Raw genomic sequence first — 16,198 nt, 5'->3', positions numbered from 1 at the left:
GTCAGAGTGCCGCGAGCGCGGCGGCGGAGTCGGCGGTGAGACCGCCGTCGGGGCCGGTGAGCCGGAGGCGGAAGCGGGGGCGGGGGGCGAACGAGACTTCGAGGGTGGCGCGCTCGTCACCGAGCTCCCATTCCAGCGCGAGGTCGCGGTCCGCCTCCACACGGTAGCGGAACGAGCCTTCGAATGCCGCATGGGCCGACCGCAATCGCACGAGCGCGAGCTGGGCGCGGGTGACCTCGCTGCCGAGGGCAGCGTCGAGCTCCCGGGGTGTGTAGACGTGGCGGTTGACGTCGCGGCCCTGGCCGGTGCGCTCGAACAGCGCCACGTCATCCAGACCGCCGAGCAGGCCGACGTAGTAGAACTGCGGCCGTCCGGGCAGCCACAGCTGCACCGCGCGGGCCAGCAGGTAGCTCTCCGCGTCCGCGCCCAGCGCGGAGAAGAACGTCGCGTTGATCTGGTGCGGGAGGCTCATCCACGCGGGGATGACGGACGCGACGGTCGAGTTCCCGTGCGTCGCTTCTGCGGCGCGGGCGAAGATCGCGGCCATCTCGTCCTGGTCGATGAGGCCGGGCCGATCGCCGGAGGGACCGGCGTCGATGATGCCGATGCCGTCGTGCGTGTCCAGCACTGTGATGGCGTTCTCGGGGCGGATGCGCAACCACTCGGCCAGGCGGTCCGAGGTCCCGGTGCCGAGGCTGTGGAGCAGCAGCGGCGCGAGCGCGAAGTCGTAGACCAGGTCGACCAGCGGGGCGATGGCCAGCTGCTGGCTGTAGTGCGCGTGCACCTCGACGAGCACACGCAGGCCCTCCTCGCGTGCGATCCCGACGATCTCGCGCACGAACTCCAGCGTCTCCTCCGTCATGAAGCTGTCGGAGCCGGGGGTCTTGACCGCGTAGCCGACCGCGTCGAGCCGGACGGTCGTGACGCCTCCGGCGCGCAGCGTTGCCAGGATGCGGCGCAGGTAGGCACGGGCGCGGTCGTTCGCCACATCGAGGTCGACCTGGCTGGGCATGAACGTGGTCCAGACCAGTCGCCGGCGGCCGTCGGCCATCCGGTACGCGGTGAACGGCAGTCCCGGCCGCGGCCGGTAGAAGGCGGTGATGTCGTGCTCGCTCGCACCGTCGGGGAACACGGTGTCGAAGGTGAGGAACATGCCGTCGTGGGCCGACTCCTCGCCGAGCGCCAGCCAGTCCACGAACTCGGCCGACTCGCTCGAGACGTGATTGACGATCAGGTCGGCGGTCACCTCGCGGTTCGCCGCGATGGCGCGGACGTCGTCCCAGGTGCCCAGGCGCGGGTCGACGGTGCCGTGGTCGATCGGGTCGAACCCCGCGTCCGCGCCGTCGAACGGCACGAAGAACGGCAGGATGTGCACCCCGGCGAAGTCGCGCAGAGGGCCGTCGAGGAGCGCACGCAGCCGCGCGAGGTCGCCGCCGAGCCGGTCGGCGTAGACGAGGAGGTCGACACCGGTCATGCGGTCGGCCTCCCCGCGGTGCGGGGCTCGGGGGTGCGGCGCTCGGCGGTGCGGGGCTCCGCGCCGTCGAGAACGGATGCGGGGGTTCCGCCGGACCCGGGAGGCGCCGGCCGGTTCGCGCTGGCGTCCGGCGATCCCGGGTCCGACGGGGTCAATGCCTCCACCAGGCGGGCGACGCCGCCCGCCGGGGAGGTGAGCACGGGGAGGTCGACACCCGCGGAGGCTGCGGCCGCCGCCATCGACGCCTGCGCGAGCACGAGCACGGCCGCGGGCTCCGAGCCGTCCGCGGGCGCGGCCTGGCTGCGCACCGCCTCGGCGATCAACCGATCGTGCGTCGCCTGGTCGCCGGCGGCCCGTGCGGCCGCGGCGCCCTCGACGACCGTCGCGGTGACCTCCGCCTGCACGCCCTGAGCCCCGGCCTCGCGCTCGATCAGCCGGGTGGTCGGCCCGAGGGTCGCGGTGTTCGTCGCGAGCACCGCGACCCTCGGATGCGTGCTCGCTCCGGCGATCCGGGCGGCCTCGGCGGCCATGTCCGCATCCACCCGGACGACGGGGATGCGCAGGGCCGCGGCGGCCTCCTCGGCCGCCTCGCCGATGGACGAGCAGGTGACCAGCACGGCGTCCGCGCCCGACTCCGCGAGGTGACGCAGATGCGACGCGACCCGCTCGCGCACCGCGGGAGTGACCCCCTCGGCGATGGCCGTCTCGAGCATCCACGCGTCCACGACGTGCTCGCGGGCTGCGCCCGGGACGGCGTCGGCGACGAGAGCGTCGAAGGACGGCGCGAGGGCGGGGACGGTGTGCAGCAGCCCGGCGATCATCGGGCCTCCCGCCACGGCCGGGCCTCGCGGTCGACGACCTCGATCAGCGCCTCCAGGCGCGGTACCGAGAGCTCGCGCAGCGCGGAGGGGACGTCGTCGCGGCCGACCACGTCGCTCCACAGGGCGCGACCGGCGAGGAACCCGCTGGCCCCGGCACGGCAGGCCGCCTCGACGGCCGGCAGGAACGCCGGGCGGTCGACGCCCTGCGACAGCACGACCCACGGACCGGTGATGGCGGCGTTCAGCCGCTCGCTCTCCTCGCGCTGGGCGCGCGCGTCGCCGGTGCCCGACAGCGGCACCTGCACCTTGTAGAGGCTCTGGCCCGATGGCGAGAGCTCGGCGGCGGCCTCCCGGATCGCGACGTCGAGATCCCAGGTGCCGTCGGACAGCTCGGCCGGCGTCGCACGGACGACCGGCTCCAGCACGGACAGCACGCCGCGGGCCCGGCACTCGGCGACGAACCGCTCCACGAGACGGACGCGCTGCTCGCGCAGGGCGTCGCGCCGCCAGATCACGAGCAGCTTGAGCGCCGAGACGCCGGCGAGGTCGAGATCCTCGAGCACGACCTCGTCGAGCGCGGTCTCCTCGACGGGGCCGCCGTCCTCCTGGGTGAGATCGTCGGCGGCCAGGATGAGGCCCGTGCCCGACGGCAGCGTGTCGCGGACCTCGTCGAAGCCGAAGTGGCGGTCGATGAGGAAGCCGGAGGCGAGCGGGCCGAGCGCCTCGGCGACGTCCAGCTTGAAGCGGACGAGCACGTCGTCGGCCGGACGGCCGGCGCCTGCGAGGTCGAACATGTGCCGGAGGCTCTCGCGCTGGTCCATCGCGACCATCGCGAGGGAGCCGCCGGGGCGGGCGATGGCGTCGAGGTCGAGCGCCGGGCGGGACGCGGTGTCGGTCATGCGGTTTCCTTCTGTTCGGGTCTCGCCGCTTCCGTGAAGGCGTCCAGCAAGGCCGGATCGCCCGCGGAGGCGACGCTGTCGGCGCTGCGCAGCGGCAGCGAGGTGGTGAGGCCGGCGACGCGGTGGACGGCCAGCATGGCGGCGCCCGTGGCGACCGGCTCGGCGACGTCGGCGCGGCGCAGGATGCCGGGCACGAGGCGTTGCTTGAGCCGCCACCAGGCGCTGTTGCCCGCTCCGGGTCCGCCGAGGACGGCGAGCTCGTCACGCCGTGGGCCGGCGAGGCGGGTCTGCGCCGCATCCATCCAGGCGAGCTGGAGGGCGAGACCGGTGAGCACGGCGGTCAGGGCGGCGGCCGGGTCGGCCGAGGCGACGTCCGAGACTCCGGTTCCGGTTCGACGGGCGTGCACGAGCCGCATCGCCGCGGCCGGATCGGGGGCGGGTGACTGGCGGCCGCGCAGGTAGGGCAGCACGAAGGCGTCGAGGGGTCCGTCGGCCAGCATGCGGGCCTGCTGCAGCGCGTCGTGCCGGTCGGCCCCCGGGATCAGCTCCGCGAACGCCCACTCCACCAGCGCCCCGGCGGTCGGGTTGCCGGCCAGGAGGGTCTCGCAGCGGCCGTCGACGCTGCGCGCGAGGGACATCCCCTGGCGGAGGGCGTCGCCACGCGGGACGTCGTGGGCGATCCGGAGCAGCGCCTCGGCAGTGCCGACCGAGTCGGCCGCATCTCCCGGCTCGCGGGCGCCGGCCGCCCAGGCGCCGACCGCGTGGTCGTGCCCCGCGACGACGACGGGGATGCCGTCCGCGAGCCCCAGGGCGGACGCCGCGGTCGCGGTGAGGGTGCCGGCGGTCTCGCCCGGAAGGACCACGCGCGGGAAGCGGTCGGGCGTGAGGCCGGCCAGTCCGAGGAGGTCGTGATCGAAGGTCGCCGGGAGCGGAGCGCCGGCCTCCGGGAGGCGATACGCCATCGTGCGGGCGGCCAGAGTGTGGTCGGTCACCGCCTCGCCGGTCAGCGCCGACACCACGAGCCCGTCGGCCCCGAGCCAGTGGGCGTCGTCGAGCCGGGCGTCACCCTCCGCAGCCAGCCGGAGCCAGTGCGTCAGGGGCGACTTGTGCGGGGCGGGCACGCCGGTCGCGTCGTACAGGGTCTGCGCCCCGACGGTCGCGACGAGCCGGCCGGCCGTCGTGGTGTCGCCGTCCGCCCAGCGGAGGAGGTCGCCGCGCGGGATGCCGCCGGGACCGGTCAGCGAACCGGTCTCGCCCATGGACGCGACGCCGATCGCCGCGATCGGGTGCTGGCTGTCGACCGCGACCTCGCGGAGGGCGCCGAGCACCACCGCCTGCAGCGCATCCCCGGTGCGCGGGGTCGGCACGCTGACCGTCCGCTCCTCGCGCACGTCGTCGCCGAACACGGCCAGCGCCACCTTGGTGTTGGTGGTGCCGACATCGACGCCGAGGGCGGCGATCGGAGCGGGGGTCACGCCTCCATTCTGTTCACTTCCGAACATTCACGTCAAGATTTGTCCGTTTGTTGACAAGCGCCGGGAGCAGCCGGTTGGATGGACGCGTGCGCTACACCGACGCCCCCGCCCGCCGCGACGAGCTCCTCCGCCGGCTCTCGGCCGAAGGCTACGTCTCGTCGTCGCGCGTCGCGGACGAGCTCGGCGTCTCGGAGATGACCATCCGGCGCGACCTGCGCCAGCTCGAATCGGAGGGCCTGGCCCGGCGCGTCGTCGGTGGCGCGAGCCTGCCGAACCTCGGCCACGGCCGACCCTTCGACGAGCGCGCGGTCACCGGGAGCGGCGAGAAGCGCTCCATCGCCGCGGCGTGCCTGCAGCTGCTCGACGGCGCCGTGACCGTCGCCCTCGACGCGGGCACGACGGTCGCACCCCTCGCCGGGATGCTGCCCGCCGGTTCCACGATCATCAGCCACTCCGTCCCCGTCATCCAGGCGGCCATCGCGCGGGACGATGTCGAACTCGTCGCCGTCGGCGGCGTGTACCAGAACGAGACGCGCAGCTTCGCGGGGGCGGCCGCGCGGCGCACGATCGCGGACTACTCGGTGGATGTGGCCGTGCTGTCCGCGACCGCCGTCGACCGCAGCGGCATCCTCTGCGCCAACGCGCTCGACGCCGAGCTGAAGCAGGAGCTCGCGCGCGCCGCCCGCACCACGGTCCTGCTCGTGGACCACTCCAAGCTCGGCGCGCGTGCGCCCATCCGCGTCGGCGGATTCGACCTGGTCGACATCATCGTGACCGACGCCGGGGCGGACCCGGACGACCTGCGCGTGCTGCGCGACATCGGGGCGACGGTCGTCGTCGCGGGCGAGCCGGCCGACACCGCCCTCTCCGCCGCCCGCACCGGCGAGCCGGGGGTCGACGTCCCGTGATGCGACTCGGCGCGGTCGCCGACGACGTCACGGGAGCCTGCGATCTGGCGGGCCGCGTCGTCGAGGCCGGGCTCCCCGCGAGCGTGGTGCTCACGGCGTCCGCGGACGCTTCGGAGGTGTTCCCCGACGAGGGCCCAGGATGCGCGGTCGTCGCGCTCAAAGTCCGCACGGCGCCGGTGGCGGACGCGGTCGACGCATCCACCGCCGCCGCCCGGCTGCTCCTCTCCGCCGGCGCCACGCAGCTCTACCAGAAGTACTGCTCGACCTTCGACTCGACGCCGTCCGGCAACATCGGGCCGATCGCGGACGCGCTCCTCGGCGTCGCCGGCGCGACGGCATCGGTGGGCACACCGGCCACGCCCGGAGCCGGGCGCACCCAGTACCAGGGCGTCCTGTTCGTCGACGGCGTCCCGCTCGCCGAGTCGCCCATGCGGAACCACCCGCTCACCCCGATGCGCGATTCGGACCTCGCCCGCCTCCTCGCACCGCAGACCGGCGCGCCGGTCGGGCTCGTGCGCTGGGAGGACGTCCAGCGGGGCACCGGCGCGGTCGCGTCCCGGATCGCCGATGGTCACACCCTGGTGGATGCGCTCACCGAGCAGGATCTCGACCTGATCGCGGCGGCCGTGCGCGAGCGGGCGGCCGATGCGCCGATCCTCGCGGGCGGCGGGGCCGGGGTCGCGACCGCGCTGGCCCGGGCCGAGGTGCGCGAGGGCGGCCGCAGCGGCGAAGCCACAGGGCTCCCGCCGGTCCCGGTCACCGGCCGGCTCGTCCTCGCCGGAAGCGCGTCCTCCGCCACCCGCGCGCAGCTCGCGGCGTTCCGCGGCGAGCGCCACGTGCTCGATCCGCGGGAGCTCGACCGCGACGCGGACGGAGCGCTGAGCCGGCTCCGGGATGCGCTCTCCGCCCACGACGACCGGCGATCGCCGCTCCTCATCCACGCTTCGCCCGAGGTGGCGGCCGCGCAGGAGGCGCTGGGCGCCGCCCGCGCCGCGGCGCTGCTGGAGGACGCACTCGCCGAGGTGGCCGCCGTCGCGGTCCACGAGTTCGGGTACAGCCACCTGCTCATCGCGGGCGGCGAGACGTCCGGCGCCGTGACCGCGCGGCTGGGCATCGCCCGCCTCCGGATCGGCGCCCAGGCGGCTCCGGGCGTGCCGTGGGCCGTGGCCGCGAGCACATCCCCCGGCGGGGAGGACCGCACGATCGCGGTGCTGCTGAAGTCGGGCAACTTCGGCGGTCCGACACTCTTCGACGACGCCTGGGAGGTCGCGCCGTGACCGGCATCACCACCGAGTCCGAGGCCCGCGCCGCCGTCGTGCGCGCCTGCCGCCACCTGTCGGCCGCCGGCCTGTCGCCCGGGAGCTCCGGGAACGTGAGCGTCCGCGTCGGGTCCCGCATCATCGCAACCCCGACCGGATCGTCGCTCCGCTCCGTCACCGAGGAGCAGCTCGCCGCGACGCCCGCCGAACAGGAGGGGACCCCGCGGCCCACCAAGGAGCTGCCCCTCCACGCGGCCATGTACGCCGCGCATCCCGGGGCGACGGCGGTCGTCCACCTCCACTCGCCGCACGCCACGGCGATCGCCTGCCTGCCGCCGACCCCCGACGGCTTCGCGCCGCTCCCGCCGCTGACGCCCTACCGGGTGATGCGGCTGGGCGACGTGCCCCTCATCCCCTACGCGCCGCCGGGAAGCGCCGAGCTCGCCGCGGGCGTGGCCGCCGCCGCTCCCGGGCATCCCGTCCTCCTGCTCGCGAACCACGGACCGGTGGTCGCGGCGGCCACGCTCGACGCGGCGATCGACCTCGCCGAAGAGCTCGAGACGGCGGCGCAGCTCACCCTTCTGCTGAAGCAGGCCCCCGCGGTCGCCCTCGATGCCGCAACGGTCGCGGCGCTGACCCCGCCGGGACGCTGAGCTCCGGCCCGCCGGACCCTTCCCTTCCCCTCCCGCTCGATCCCCCCAGGAGCATTCCGTGTCCAGCGCGCGCGCTGCCCGCCCGTCCCCGTCCCGGCCCCCGTCGGATGCGTCGCGCCCGCCACGTCCGCCGCACCCGGCACCTCCGTCGCGCCCGTCGCGCGGGGCGCGCATCCCCGCGGCCCGGCCGAGCGAGCGGCACCTGTCGTCGGTGCCGCGCTTCCTGCTCTGGCAGGCCGCCCGGCAGCCGTTCACACTGGGTGGGGGCGTGCTCTTCGGCGTCGTCTGGATGCTGTGCCAGGCGATCTGGCCCTACCTGCTCGGCCGGGCGGTCGACGAGGGCGTCTCGGGCGACGCCGCCCGGCTGTGGCTGTGGTGCGCCGCGCTCCTCGGCGTCGCCGTGGTGCAGGCGGTGACCGGCATGCTGCGGCACCGGATGTCCGTCTCGAACTGGCTCCGCTCCTCCCTCGGCGTCGCGCGGCTGATCGGGTACCACTCGGCGGAGACGGGATCGGCGATCACGGCCACCACGTCGTCCGGCGAGATCGTTGCGACCGTCAGCACCGACTCGCTGCGGCTCGGCGCCATGTTCGACGTGACGGCGCGGCTCGGCGGCGGGGTCGTCGCGTTCGTCGCGGTGTCGATCATCATGCTCGACGCATCCCTGCCGCTCGGGCTCGCGGTGGTCATCGGCGTGCCCGCCGTCGCGCTGGTGCTCGCGCTGCTCCTGCGCCCGCTGCGCGCCCGCCAGGCCGTCTGGCGCGAGGAGTCCGGCGGGCTCACCACGCTCGGCGCCGACACCGTCGTGGGCCTGCGGGTGCTGCGCGGGATCGGCGGCGAGCACGAGTTCGTCGACCGGTACGCCCGCAAGTCGCAGCGCGTGCGCGCGGCCGGCGTCGGCGTCGCCAAGACCCAGAGCTGGCTGGACGGTCTGCAGGTGCTGCTCCCGGGGGCCTTCCTCGTGTTCATCGTCTGGTTCGGGGCGCACCTCGCCGTCGCGGGCAGCATCACGCCCGGGCAGCTGACCGCCTTCTACGGCTACGCGACGTTCCTGGTGCTCCCGCTGCGGACGGCGGTCGAGGCCGCCCAGACGTTCACCGCCGGCGTCGTCTCGGCCCGCCGGGTGCTGGCCGTGCTGCGCACGCAGCCCGCGGCCCGCGACCGGGACGAGACCGCCGAGGCCCCGGCCTGGGGGTCCACCATCGAAGACCTGGCGTCCGGGGTCGTGGTGGAGCCGGGCCGCTTCACCGCGATCGTGGACGCCGACCCCGACGAGGCGGCGGCCATCGCGACCCGGCTCGGCCGCTTCGACGACACGGTGCACCGCGAGGCGCCGGTGCTGTGGGGCGGCGTCGACCACACCCGCGTGCCGGTGAAGGAGGTGCGCGAACGCATCGTGGTCAACGACGCCAACCCGCACCTCTTCGGCGGACGGCTGCTCGACGGGCTCGACACGCTGCCCATCCGGGACCGCGAGTACACCGACACGCAGACGGGCCGCATCCGCCGCGTGTCCGCCGCCCTCGACACGGCCGCGGCGACCGAGACCGTCGAGGCCCTCCCGGACGGCGTCCACGAGCGCGTCGCCGAGCGCGGCCGCACGTTCTCGGGCGGTCAGCGCCAGCGGCTCAGCCTCGCCCGAGCCCTGCTCACCGACGCGGAGGTACTCGTGCTGATCGAGCCCACCAGCGCGGTGGATGCGCACACCGAGTCGCAGATCGCCGAGCGGCTGCGCCAGGCGCGGGACGGACGGACCACCGTCGTCGTGACCGCCAGCCCGCTCCTCCTCGACCGGATGGACACCATCGCGGTCGTCCGTCGGGGACGCGTCGTGGGGACAGGGGACCACCAGACGCTGCTGCGCCAGGAGGACGACCTCGGCGACCTCTACCGCGCGATCGTCTCGCGCACGATCAGCGCGGCCGAGCCCGCGGACGGCGAAGCGCTGGATGCCGCATGGACCGGCTCCATCGACGCCCTCTGGACGGCGACGCATCCCGTCACCGCCCAGCGGCCGGACGGCGGCACGCGTGCGGGAACGAAGAAGCAGGACAAGAACGCCAAGAGGGACAAGCGGGACACCAGGGCGAAGCGGGCCGCGAAGAAGCGGACGGCGCCCGATGCCACCCGGAACCCCGGCGACGCACGCACGAAGGGGACCGACGATGCTGCTTCCGATCGCTAGCACCGCGACCGTCCGGGCCACCGGCGCGCGGCTGATCCGCCAGCACCGCGGCGGACTCTCCGTCGTGCTGATCCTGCACACCCTCGCGGCCGTCGCCGGCCTCGCAGGCCCCGCGCTGATCGGCCTCATCATCGACGGGATCACCGGGCATACGCTCACCAGCACCGGGATCGACACGATCGCGCTGATCCTGCTGGGCGCGATCGTCTGCCAGGCCGTCCTGATCCGCTTCGCCCAGCGGCAGTCCATGGTGCTCGGCGAGGGCGTGTTCGCGCAGTTGCGCGAGGAGTTCCTCGCCACGGTCGCGCGCCTCCCGCTCTCGACGGTCGAAGCGGCGGGGACCGGCGACCTGCTCGCGCGGACCACCAACGACATCCAGTCGGTCGCCCAGACCGTGCGCTTCGGGGTGCCGCGCATCCTCGTCGCCGGGGTGACGGCGGTGCTCACCGTGGTCGCCGCGTTCGTGGTCAACCCGGCCGTCGCTGTCGCGATGTTCGCGGGCGTCCCGATCCTGATCGTCGCCGCCCGCTGGTACCTCAAGCGGTCGGGGCCGGGCTACCAGCGGCAGCTCGCCTCTTATGCCACGCTCGGCGGGACCATCAGCGAGACGGTGGACGGGGTCCGCACCATCGAGGCGCTCAGCCTGGCGCCGGCGCAGCGGGCCAAGATCGACGCCGCCCTCCGCGAGCGCCGCGACTCCGAGTGGTACACGCTGTGGCTGCGGTCCTGGTTCTTCCCGGGCACCGACATCGCGTTCCTGCTGCCGGTGATCGCGGTGCTCGCCTGGGGCGCGTTCCTGGTCGGCCAAGGAGTCGCCGGCATCGGCGCGGTCACGGCCGTCGCCCTCTACGCCATGCAGCTCGTGTCGCCGGTCGACGAGCTGATCAGCTGGCTCGACGAGATCCAGGTCGGCACGACCGCGCTGTCGCGCATCATCGGCGTCGCCGACGTGCCGGAGGACCGGCACGCGACGGGCGAGCAGCCCGCGGACGAGCACGTGGTCGCGCAGGATGTGCGCTTCGCGTACCGCGCGGGCACGGAGGTGCTGCACGGGGTCAGCCTCGACCTGGCCGTGGGCGAGCGGCTGGCGATCGTCGGGCCGTCGGGCTCGGGCAAGTCGACGCTCGGCCGCTTGATGGCCGGGATCACCGAGCCGACCGGCGGCCGGATCACCGTCGGCGGCGTGCGGCTGGTCGACCTCCCGCTGGACGACCTGCGCGGCCACGTCGCGCTCGTCACCCAGGAGCACCACGTCTTCGTGGGCACGATCGCCGAGAACCTGTCCCTCGCCAAGCCCGGCGCCGGCCGCGACGAGCTCGCGCGCGCCCTGCGGGTGGTGGATGCGCTCCGCTGGGTCGCCGCTATGCCGATGGGCCTCGACACGGTGGTGGGCTCGGGCGGCGTCGTGCTCACCCCTGCGCAGGCCCAGCAGCTCGCCCTCGCCCGGCTGGTGCTGCTCGACCCGCACACGCTCATCCTGGACGAGGCGACCTCCCTTCTCGACCCGACCGCCGCCCGCGACCTGGAGCGCGCGATGAACCGCGTGCTCCACGGGCGCACCGTGGTCGCGATCGCGCACCGGCTCCACACGGCGCACGACGCCGACCGCATCGCGGTCGTGCGCGACGGCGGGATCGAGGAGCTGGGCAGTCACGACGAACTCGTGGCCGCCGGCGGCGCGTACGCCGAACTGTGGTCGTCGTGGCACGGGGGCGGCCGGTGAGCGGCCTCGCCTGGCGCGGGGTGGTCGAGGGCTTCTACGGCGAACCGTGGTCGCACGCCGACCGGCTCGCCTGGTTCGACCGCGCAGGAGCCCTCGGGCTCGACCACTACCTGTACGCGCCCAAGGACGACCCGTGGCACCGGGAACAGTGGCGTGAGCCGTACCCCGCCGACCGGCTGGCCGGCCTCGCCCGCCTCGAGCGCGCTGCGGCCGAGCGGGGCGTCCGCTTCGTCTACTCCGTCTCCCCCGGCCTCGACATGCGCTTCGGCGACGACGCGGACCACGAGGCGCTGGCGGCGAAGTGCCGGCAGCTCCTCGACGCCGGCATCCGATCCTTCGCCCTGCTCTTCGACGATGTGCCGATGGACGAGCCGGAGCTCCTCGGCCGGCAGCACGGCGAGGCGGCGGCCCGGTTCGAGCGGTCGTTCCTGCGCCCTGCCGGGATCGATGAGCCGGTGCTGTTCTGCCCGACCGACTACGCCGGCCTCGAACGCACGCCCTACCGGATCGGCCTGGACGAGACACTGCCCCGGGATGCGCGCGTGCTGTGGACGGGCGCCGACATCGTCGTGGCCCGGGTGACGGCGGACGACATCGCCCGCGCGGCGGCGGCGTTCGGTCGCGACCTGGTGCTGTGGGACAACTTCCCGGTGAACGACTTCGACCGGTCGCGGGTGTTCCTCGGGCCGCTGACCGGGCGCGAGGCCGGACCGGGCCTCGTGGGCATCGTCGCCAACCCGATGGTGGAGGCGGCGCCCTCGCGCTTCGCGCTGCACACGGTGGCGGAGTGGGCGGCCGACCCGTCGGCGTACGAGCCGGTTGCTGCCGCCGATCGGGCGTACGAGGCCGTCGCCGGCGGTCGGCGTGGGGACGCGGCCGGGCTGCGGACCCTGGTGGATGCGTGCAGCTCGTGGCCGCCCAGCGCCCCACGCTGGCCGCAGCTCGACGCCGCGGTCGCCGCGGAGCGGTGGGACGACGCAGAAGCGCTGCTCCGCGGCCTGGCGGAGACGGCGCCCACCGCATCCACCCCCGCCGACCTGGCGGCGCAGCTGGGGCCGTGGATCGCCGCCGCTCGCGCGGCCGGTGCTGCCGGCGTGGTCGCGTGCCGGGTGCTGGGCGGCGACAGTGCCCGCGCGGAGCGTGCCGATGCCGACCGCGCCGATGCCGACCGCGCCGGCCCGGACCACGCCGACGCCATCGCGGAACTGGCCACCGCGCGCCGTCTCCTCGAGGCCGAGTACGCGGACGTCGCGCGTGCCGCCGTGCTCGCGCTGGTCGATCGCGCGCTCGAACGCCTCGGCGTCACTCCGCAGCGCAGCCACGGCTCCGGCGCCACGGTCGCCGTGCTGACCGGCGTCAACCCGGCGCCCGGCGACCGCGAGCTGGTCGAGTTCCTGGGCAGGTCCGGGATGCACGCCCACCTCGGCGACGACCCCGATGCCGACCTCCTCATCGTGACACGCAGCGCTCCCGAGGAGACGGCCCGGGCAGTCGCGTCACGACCCGTCCCCCTGCTCGCGTGGGGTCACCTGGTGCCGCTGGGGCTCGCCGGCGCGGTAGCCGTCCCACTCTCGCTGGACCGCATCCGGATCGCCCGCGCCGACCATCCCGCCGCGGCCGGCCTCGCCGGCGACGTCGTCGTGTACCGGGGCAGGTCGAAGCTGACCGTCGCCGACCCGCCGGACGACGCCGCGGTGATCGCGAACGACCCCGAGTCGGGCCGCTCCGTCATCAGTGTCACTCCTGCCGGTGCGCGGCTGGCCGACGGGAGCGTCGCGCCCGCCGCGCGGGCGACGTTCTTCCTGGCGGCGGACGGTTTCGCGCCGTGGCTGGTCACCCCGGAGACCCGGGCGCTGCTGCTCGCCACCGTGCGCGAACTGCTCGGCTGAGCGGCGCCTCCTCCGCTTTGCGCGGCGTCGTGGGGAGCCGCGGCGCCCGCGGGGCCAGCCCCCTCCGGGGGGCGGCGCGCACGGAGAAGCAGCCTAGAGTTATGCGTGTATGGCTGAGCTTCCTCCCGCATCCCTGTCCGACCAGCCCGAGCCCGTCGTCGTCACCAGCGACCCCGGCATCGGCGTGCGCCGGTTCACCCGCGACGACATCGTGCAGCGCAAAGGGCTGTACACCCTGGTGTCCGGACCGTTCACCCCGCGGGAGTCGATGATCGAGGATCTGCTCGCCGTGCGGGATGCGCTCGACGAGGCCGGCCTCGAATACCTGCTCGTGCGCGACGACGACAACCGCCTGGTCGTCGCCCTCGACCGCCGCAGGCGCACGGAGGTCGCCGCAGTGCTCGCGGCGGCCTTCGCCGACGAGCCGTTCTACGCTCGCAGCATCGACCCGGAGGGCGACACGGCCGGCGACGACCTGCTGATCGCCGACGGCCGCCTCTCCCGCCGCAAGGCCGACATCCTGCGCCTCTACCGCCCGCGGCTCGAGCCCATCGGGCGGCTGCGGTACGGCGCCGACACCGCGTTCCAGCTCGAGTTCTGGCGGTTCGGAGACGACGAGATCACCGCACCGCGCGAGAACGCGCTGATGCGGCCGCGCCTGCCGCGGAGTGAAGCGGTCGAGGCCGAGGTGGAGCTCTACGGACGGCGCTGGCGCACCCTCCAGCACATGTTCGACCCGCTGGCGAGCGACATCGCCTTCGACATCGACATCGTCTTCTCGTGGGTGGACGGCTCCGACACCGAGTACCAGCGGCAGCGGGCCGCACGGATGGCGGCGTACGTCGTCGGCGAGGGCGACGACAACGAGGCGCGCTTCCGGCAGATCGACGAGCTCAAGTACGCGCTGCGCAGCGTCCACATGTTCGCCCCGTGGATCCGCAACATCTACATCGCCACCGACTCGCCGGTTCCGCCCTGGCTGGATGCCGAGCATCCGCGCATCCACATCATGCGCAGCGAGGACTTCTTCGCCGACACGTCCACCCTGCCGACCCACAACTCGCACGCCGTCGAGAGCCAGCTGCACCACATCCCGGGCCTGTCCGAGCACTTCCTGTACTCGAACGACGACATGTTCATCGGCCGGCCGCTCTCGCCCGACATCTTCTTCTCGCCCGGCGGTGTGACGAAGTTCGTGGAGGCCGGAACGCGCATCGGTCTCGGCGAGACGGACCCGGCGCGCAGCGGCTTCGAGAACGCGGCGCGCGTCAACCGGCGGCTGCTGTGGGAGCGCTTCGGAGCGGTCACCACGCGGCACCTCGAGCACTGCGCCGCGCCGCTGCGGGTGAGCGTGCTGCAGGAGATGGAGCGCGAGTTCCCGGAGGACTTCCGTCGCACCGCGGGCAGCCCGTTCCGCTCGGCGACGGACATCTCGGTCACGAACTCGCTGTACCACTACTACGCGCTGATGACCGGCCGCGCGGTGACGCAGACCCAGGCGAAGGTGCTCTACATCGAGACGACGCTGCGGCAGGCGCCCGACAAGATGCGCCGCCTGCTGAAGAAGCGCGACCAGGACATGTTCTGCCTGAACGACGGCTCGAAGCCCGAGATCGACGCGGCCGAGCGCACGCGCGCGGTCATCGACTTCCTGGAGCGCTACTTCCCCTTCCCCGCCCCGTGGGAGCGCCCGCTCCCTTGACCTGGGTCCGCCCGCCGGTGTCGACATTCGTGACGAATGTCGTGCTCAGCGCCCCTGAAGGCGACATTCGGCACGAATGTCGCCCACGTTATCCCGCGGGAAGGAGCAACATTCGTCACGAATGTCGTGACTGGGGCGCGCGGAGGCCACATTCGTCACGAATGTCGTGACTAGGGCGCGCGGAGGCCACATTCGTCACGAATGTCGTGACTGGGGCGCGCGGAGGCCACATTCGTCACGAATGTGCGCCAGCGCGCCAGCGCGGGGTCAGGCCAGGATGCGGATGGGTTCCGTGGGCGCCTCGCGGCCGGCGGCCGGGGGGATGCGGATGCCGTCGGCGGCCAGGCGGCGCGCGGACTCCTCGGCGTCCACGTAGTCGAGCGTCGGGTAGTGGCCGAGCGGCACGACCGAGTGCAGCACCGTGTTCGGGTAGACGTGCACGAGGTTGAACGCCAGCGCGCCGTCGCGACCGCGGGTGCCGCCGACCGGCACGTTGAGGTCCTGCGTGTAGCAGCTGGCGGACGCGACCGACACCGGGATCCCGGCGAACATCGCGGTCGACGAGTAGTGCAGGTGCCCCGCGATGATGCTGCGCACGTCGCTGCCCTCGAGCACCTCGCGCAGCTGGGACTGGTCCCGCAGCTCCACCGACACGGCCAGGTCGAGCACGCTCGGGATGGGCGGGTGGTGCATCGCGAGGATGGTCCCCTCGGGCGCCGGCATGGCGAGTTCCGCGGCGAGCCAGTCGAGCTGCGACTCGCTCACGTCGCCGTAGTGGTGGCCGGGGACGGTCGAGTCGAGCACGATGACTCGCAGCCCGCCGATCCACACGACGTCGTCGACCGGCGCGGTCGCCGCCCTCTCGTCGCGCAGCCCCTGCCGGAACGCCGCCCGGTCGTCGTGGTTGCCCATCACCCAGATCACGCGGGCGCCCATCCGCTCCGCCGCCGGATCGACCAGGGCGCGGAGCCGCGCGTACGCGTCCGGCTGTCCGCGATCGGCGAGATCGCCCGTGAACACGATGGCGTCGGGACGCCCGCCGGAGGATTCCACCTCCTGCAGCAGCGCCCGGAGGTGCTGCTCGCTGTCGACGGTGCCGTAGAGCCGCTCGCCCCCCGCCAGCAGATGGGTGTCGCTGATGTGGAGCAGGAAGTGGTCCGGCCGCGGGTACTCCGCGATTCGCGTCTTCACGGGGCTATCCCATCATCCC

General features: G+C 74.2%; 12 protein-coding genes. 7 read left to right on the top strand and 5 right to left on the bottom strand.

Translation table 11 applies throughout. The features are described from left to right. Position 1 precedes the first annotated feature (1 nt). From gtfA to ACR9Y5_RS00705, 4 genes are read right to left on the bottom strand one after another with little or no spacing between them, the layout of a single operon-like run. The gene (gtfA, locus tag ACR9Y5_RS00720; protein ID WP_481296139.1) at positions 2–1,474 is read right to left on the bottom strand and encodes a sucrose phosphorylase; all 1,473 of its coding nucleotides are present in this window, start codon (positions 1,472–1,474) and stop codon (positions 2–4) included. Beyond that, a complete protein-coding gene (locus ACR9Y5_RS00715; RefSeq protein WP_481296138.1) occupies positions 1,471–2,310 on the bottom strand; it encodes an aspartate/glutamate racemase family protein in 840 nt (279 codons plus the stop codon). Before ACR9Y5_RS00715 ends, gtfA begins: the two co-directional genes overlap by 4 nt. Continuing rightward, a complete protein-coding gene (locus ACR9Y5_RS00710) occupies positions 2,292–3,194 on the bottom strand; it encodes a hypothetical protein (RefSeq protein WP_481296137.1) in 903 nt (300 codons plus the stop codon). The genes ACR9Y5_RS00715 and ACR9Y5_RS00710 overlap by 19 nt, the downstream gene beginning before the upstream one ends. Next, on the bottom strand, positions 3,191–4,669 hold the full coding sequence (locus tag ACR9Y5_RS00705; protein WP_481296136.1) for an FGGY-family carbohydrate kinase: 1,479 nt from the start codon (positions 4,667–4,669) through the stop codon (positions 3,191–3,193). Before ACR9Y5_RS00705 ends, ACR9Y5_RS00710 begins: the two co-directional genes overlap by 4 nt. Positions 4,670–4,755: 86 nt before the next feature. On the opposite strand from ACR9Y5_RS00705, the gene ACR9Y5_RS00700 reads away from it, so the two are divergent. The 7 genes from ACR9Y5_RS00700 (at position 4,756) to ACR9Y5_RS00670 (ending at position 14,988) form a co-directional block, all read left to right on the top strand. Beyond that, positions 4,756–5,577 (top strand): DeoR/GlpR family DNA-binding transcription regulator, encoded by an 822-nt coding sequence (locus tag ACR9Y5_RS00700; RefSeq protein WP_481296135.1) that lies wholly within the window; start codon positions 4,756–4,758, stop codon positions 5,575–5,577. Then, entirely contained in the window at positions 5,577–6,854 is a 1,278-nt protein-coding gene (otnK, locus tag ACR9Y5_RS00695) for a 3-oxo-tetronate kinase (RefSeq protein ID WP_481299501.1), read from the top strand. The genes ACR9Y5_RS00700 and otnK overlap by 1 nt, the downstream gene beginning before the upstream one ends. Next, complete coding sequence (locus ACR9Y5_RS00690; RefSeq protein WP_481296134.1) at positions 6,851–7,489, top strand: class II aldolase/adducin family protein; 639 nt, start codon at positions 6,851–6,853, stop codon at positions 7,487–7,489. The genes otnK and ACR9Y5_RS00690 overlap by 4 nt, the downstream gene beginning before the upstream one ends. Before the next feature lie 58 nt (positions 7,490–7,547). Next, complete coding sequence (locus tag ACR9Y5_RS00685) at positions 7,548–9,674, top strand: ABC transporter ATP-binding protein (protein ID WP_481296133.1); 2,127 nt, start codon at positions 7,548–7,550, stop codon at positions 9,672–9,674. Next, the gene (locus ACR9Y5_RS00680) at positions 9,655–11,397 is read left to right on the top strand and encodes an ABC transporter ATP-binding protein (RefSeq protein ID WP_481296132.1); all 1,743 of its coding nucleotides are present in this window, start codon (positions 9,655–9,657) and stop codon (positions 11,395–11,397) included. The genes ACR9Y5_RS00685 and ACR9Y5_RS00680 overlap by 20 nt, the downstream gene beginning before the upstream one ends. After that, positions 11,394–13,286, top strand: a complete 1,893-nt coding sequence (locus ACR9Y5_RS00675) for a beta-N-acetylglucosaminidase domain-containing protein (RefSeq protein ID WP_481296131.1) — start codon at positions 11,394–11,396, stop codon at positions 13,284–13,286. Before ACR9Y5_RS00680 ends, ACR9Y5_RS00675 begins: the two co-directional genes overlap by 4 nt. A 109-nt stretch (positions 13,287–13,395) precedes the next feature. Beyond that, complete coding sequence (locus ACR9Y5_RS00670) at positions 13,396–14,988, top strand: stealth family protein (protein WP_481296130.1); 1,593 nt, start codon at positions 13,396–13,398, stop codon at positions 14,986–14,988. 267 nt (positions 14,989–15,255) lie between these two features. Here ACR9Y5_RS00670 and ACR9Y5_RS00665 read toward each other — a convergent pair whose 3' ends face one another. Continuing rightward, the gene (locus ACR9Y5_RS00665; protein WP_481296129.1) at positions 15,256–16,179 is read right to left on the bottom strand and encodes a phosphodiesterase; all 924 of its coding nucleotides are present in this window, start codon (positions 16,177–16,179) and stop codon (positions 15,256–15,258) included. Between the last annotated feature and the right edge of the window lie 19 nt (positions 16,180–16,198).

It is taken from the genome of Leifsonia sp. KNZ13-11D (assembly GCF_056754895.1).
Note: the sequence above shows the minus strand (reverse complement) of the source record. Positions and strands in the feature narration are given on the sequence as shown.

Excerpts from the sequence above, each read along its gene's own strand:
- ACR9Y5_RS00670 (WP_481296130.1), top strand. The coding sequence starts at position 13,396 with ATGGCTGAGCTTCCTCCCGCATCCCTGTCCGACCAGCCCGAGCCCGTC.
- ACR9Y5_RS00680 (WP_481296132.1), top strand. The coding sequence starts at position 9,655 with ATGCTGCTTCCGATCGCTAGCACCGCGACCGTCCGGGCCACCGGCGCG.
- ACR9Y5_RS00710 (WP_481296137.1), bottom strand. The coding sequence starts at position 3,194 with ATGACCGACACCGCGTCCCGCCCGGCGCTCGACCTCGACGCCATCGCC.
- gtfA (WP_481296139.1), bottom strand. The coding sequence starts at position 1,474 with ATGACCGGTGTCGACCTCCTCGTCTACGCCGACCGGCTCGGCGGCGAC.
- otnK (WP_481299501.1), top strand. The coding sequence starts at position 5,577 with ATGCGACTCGGCGCGGTCGCCGACGACGTCACGGGAGCCTGCGATCTG.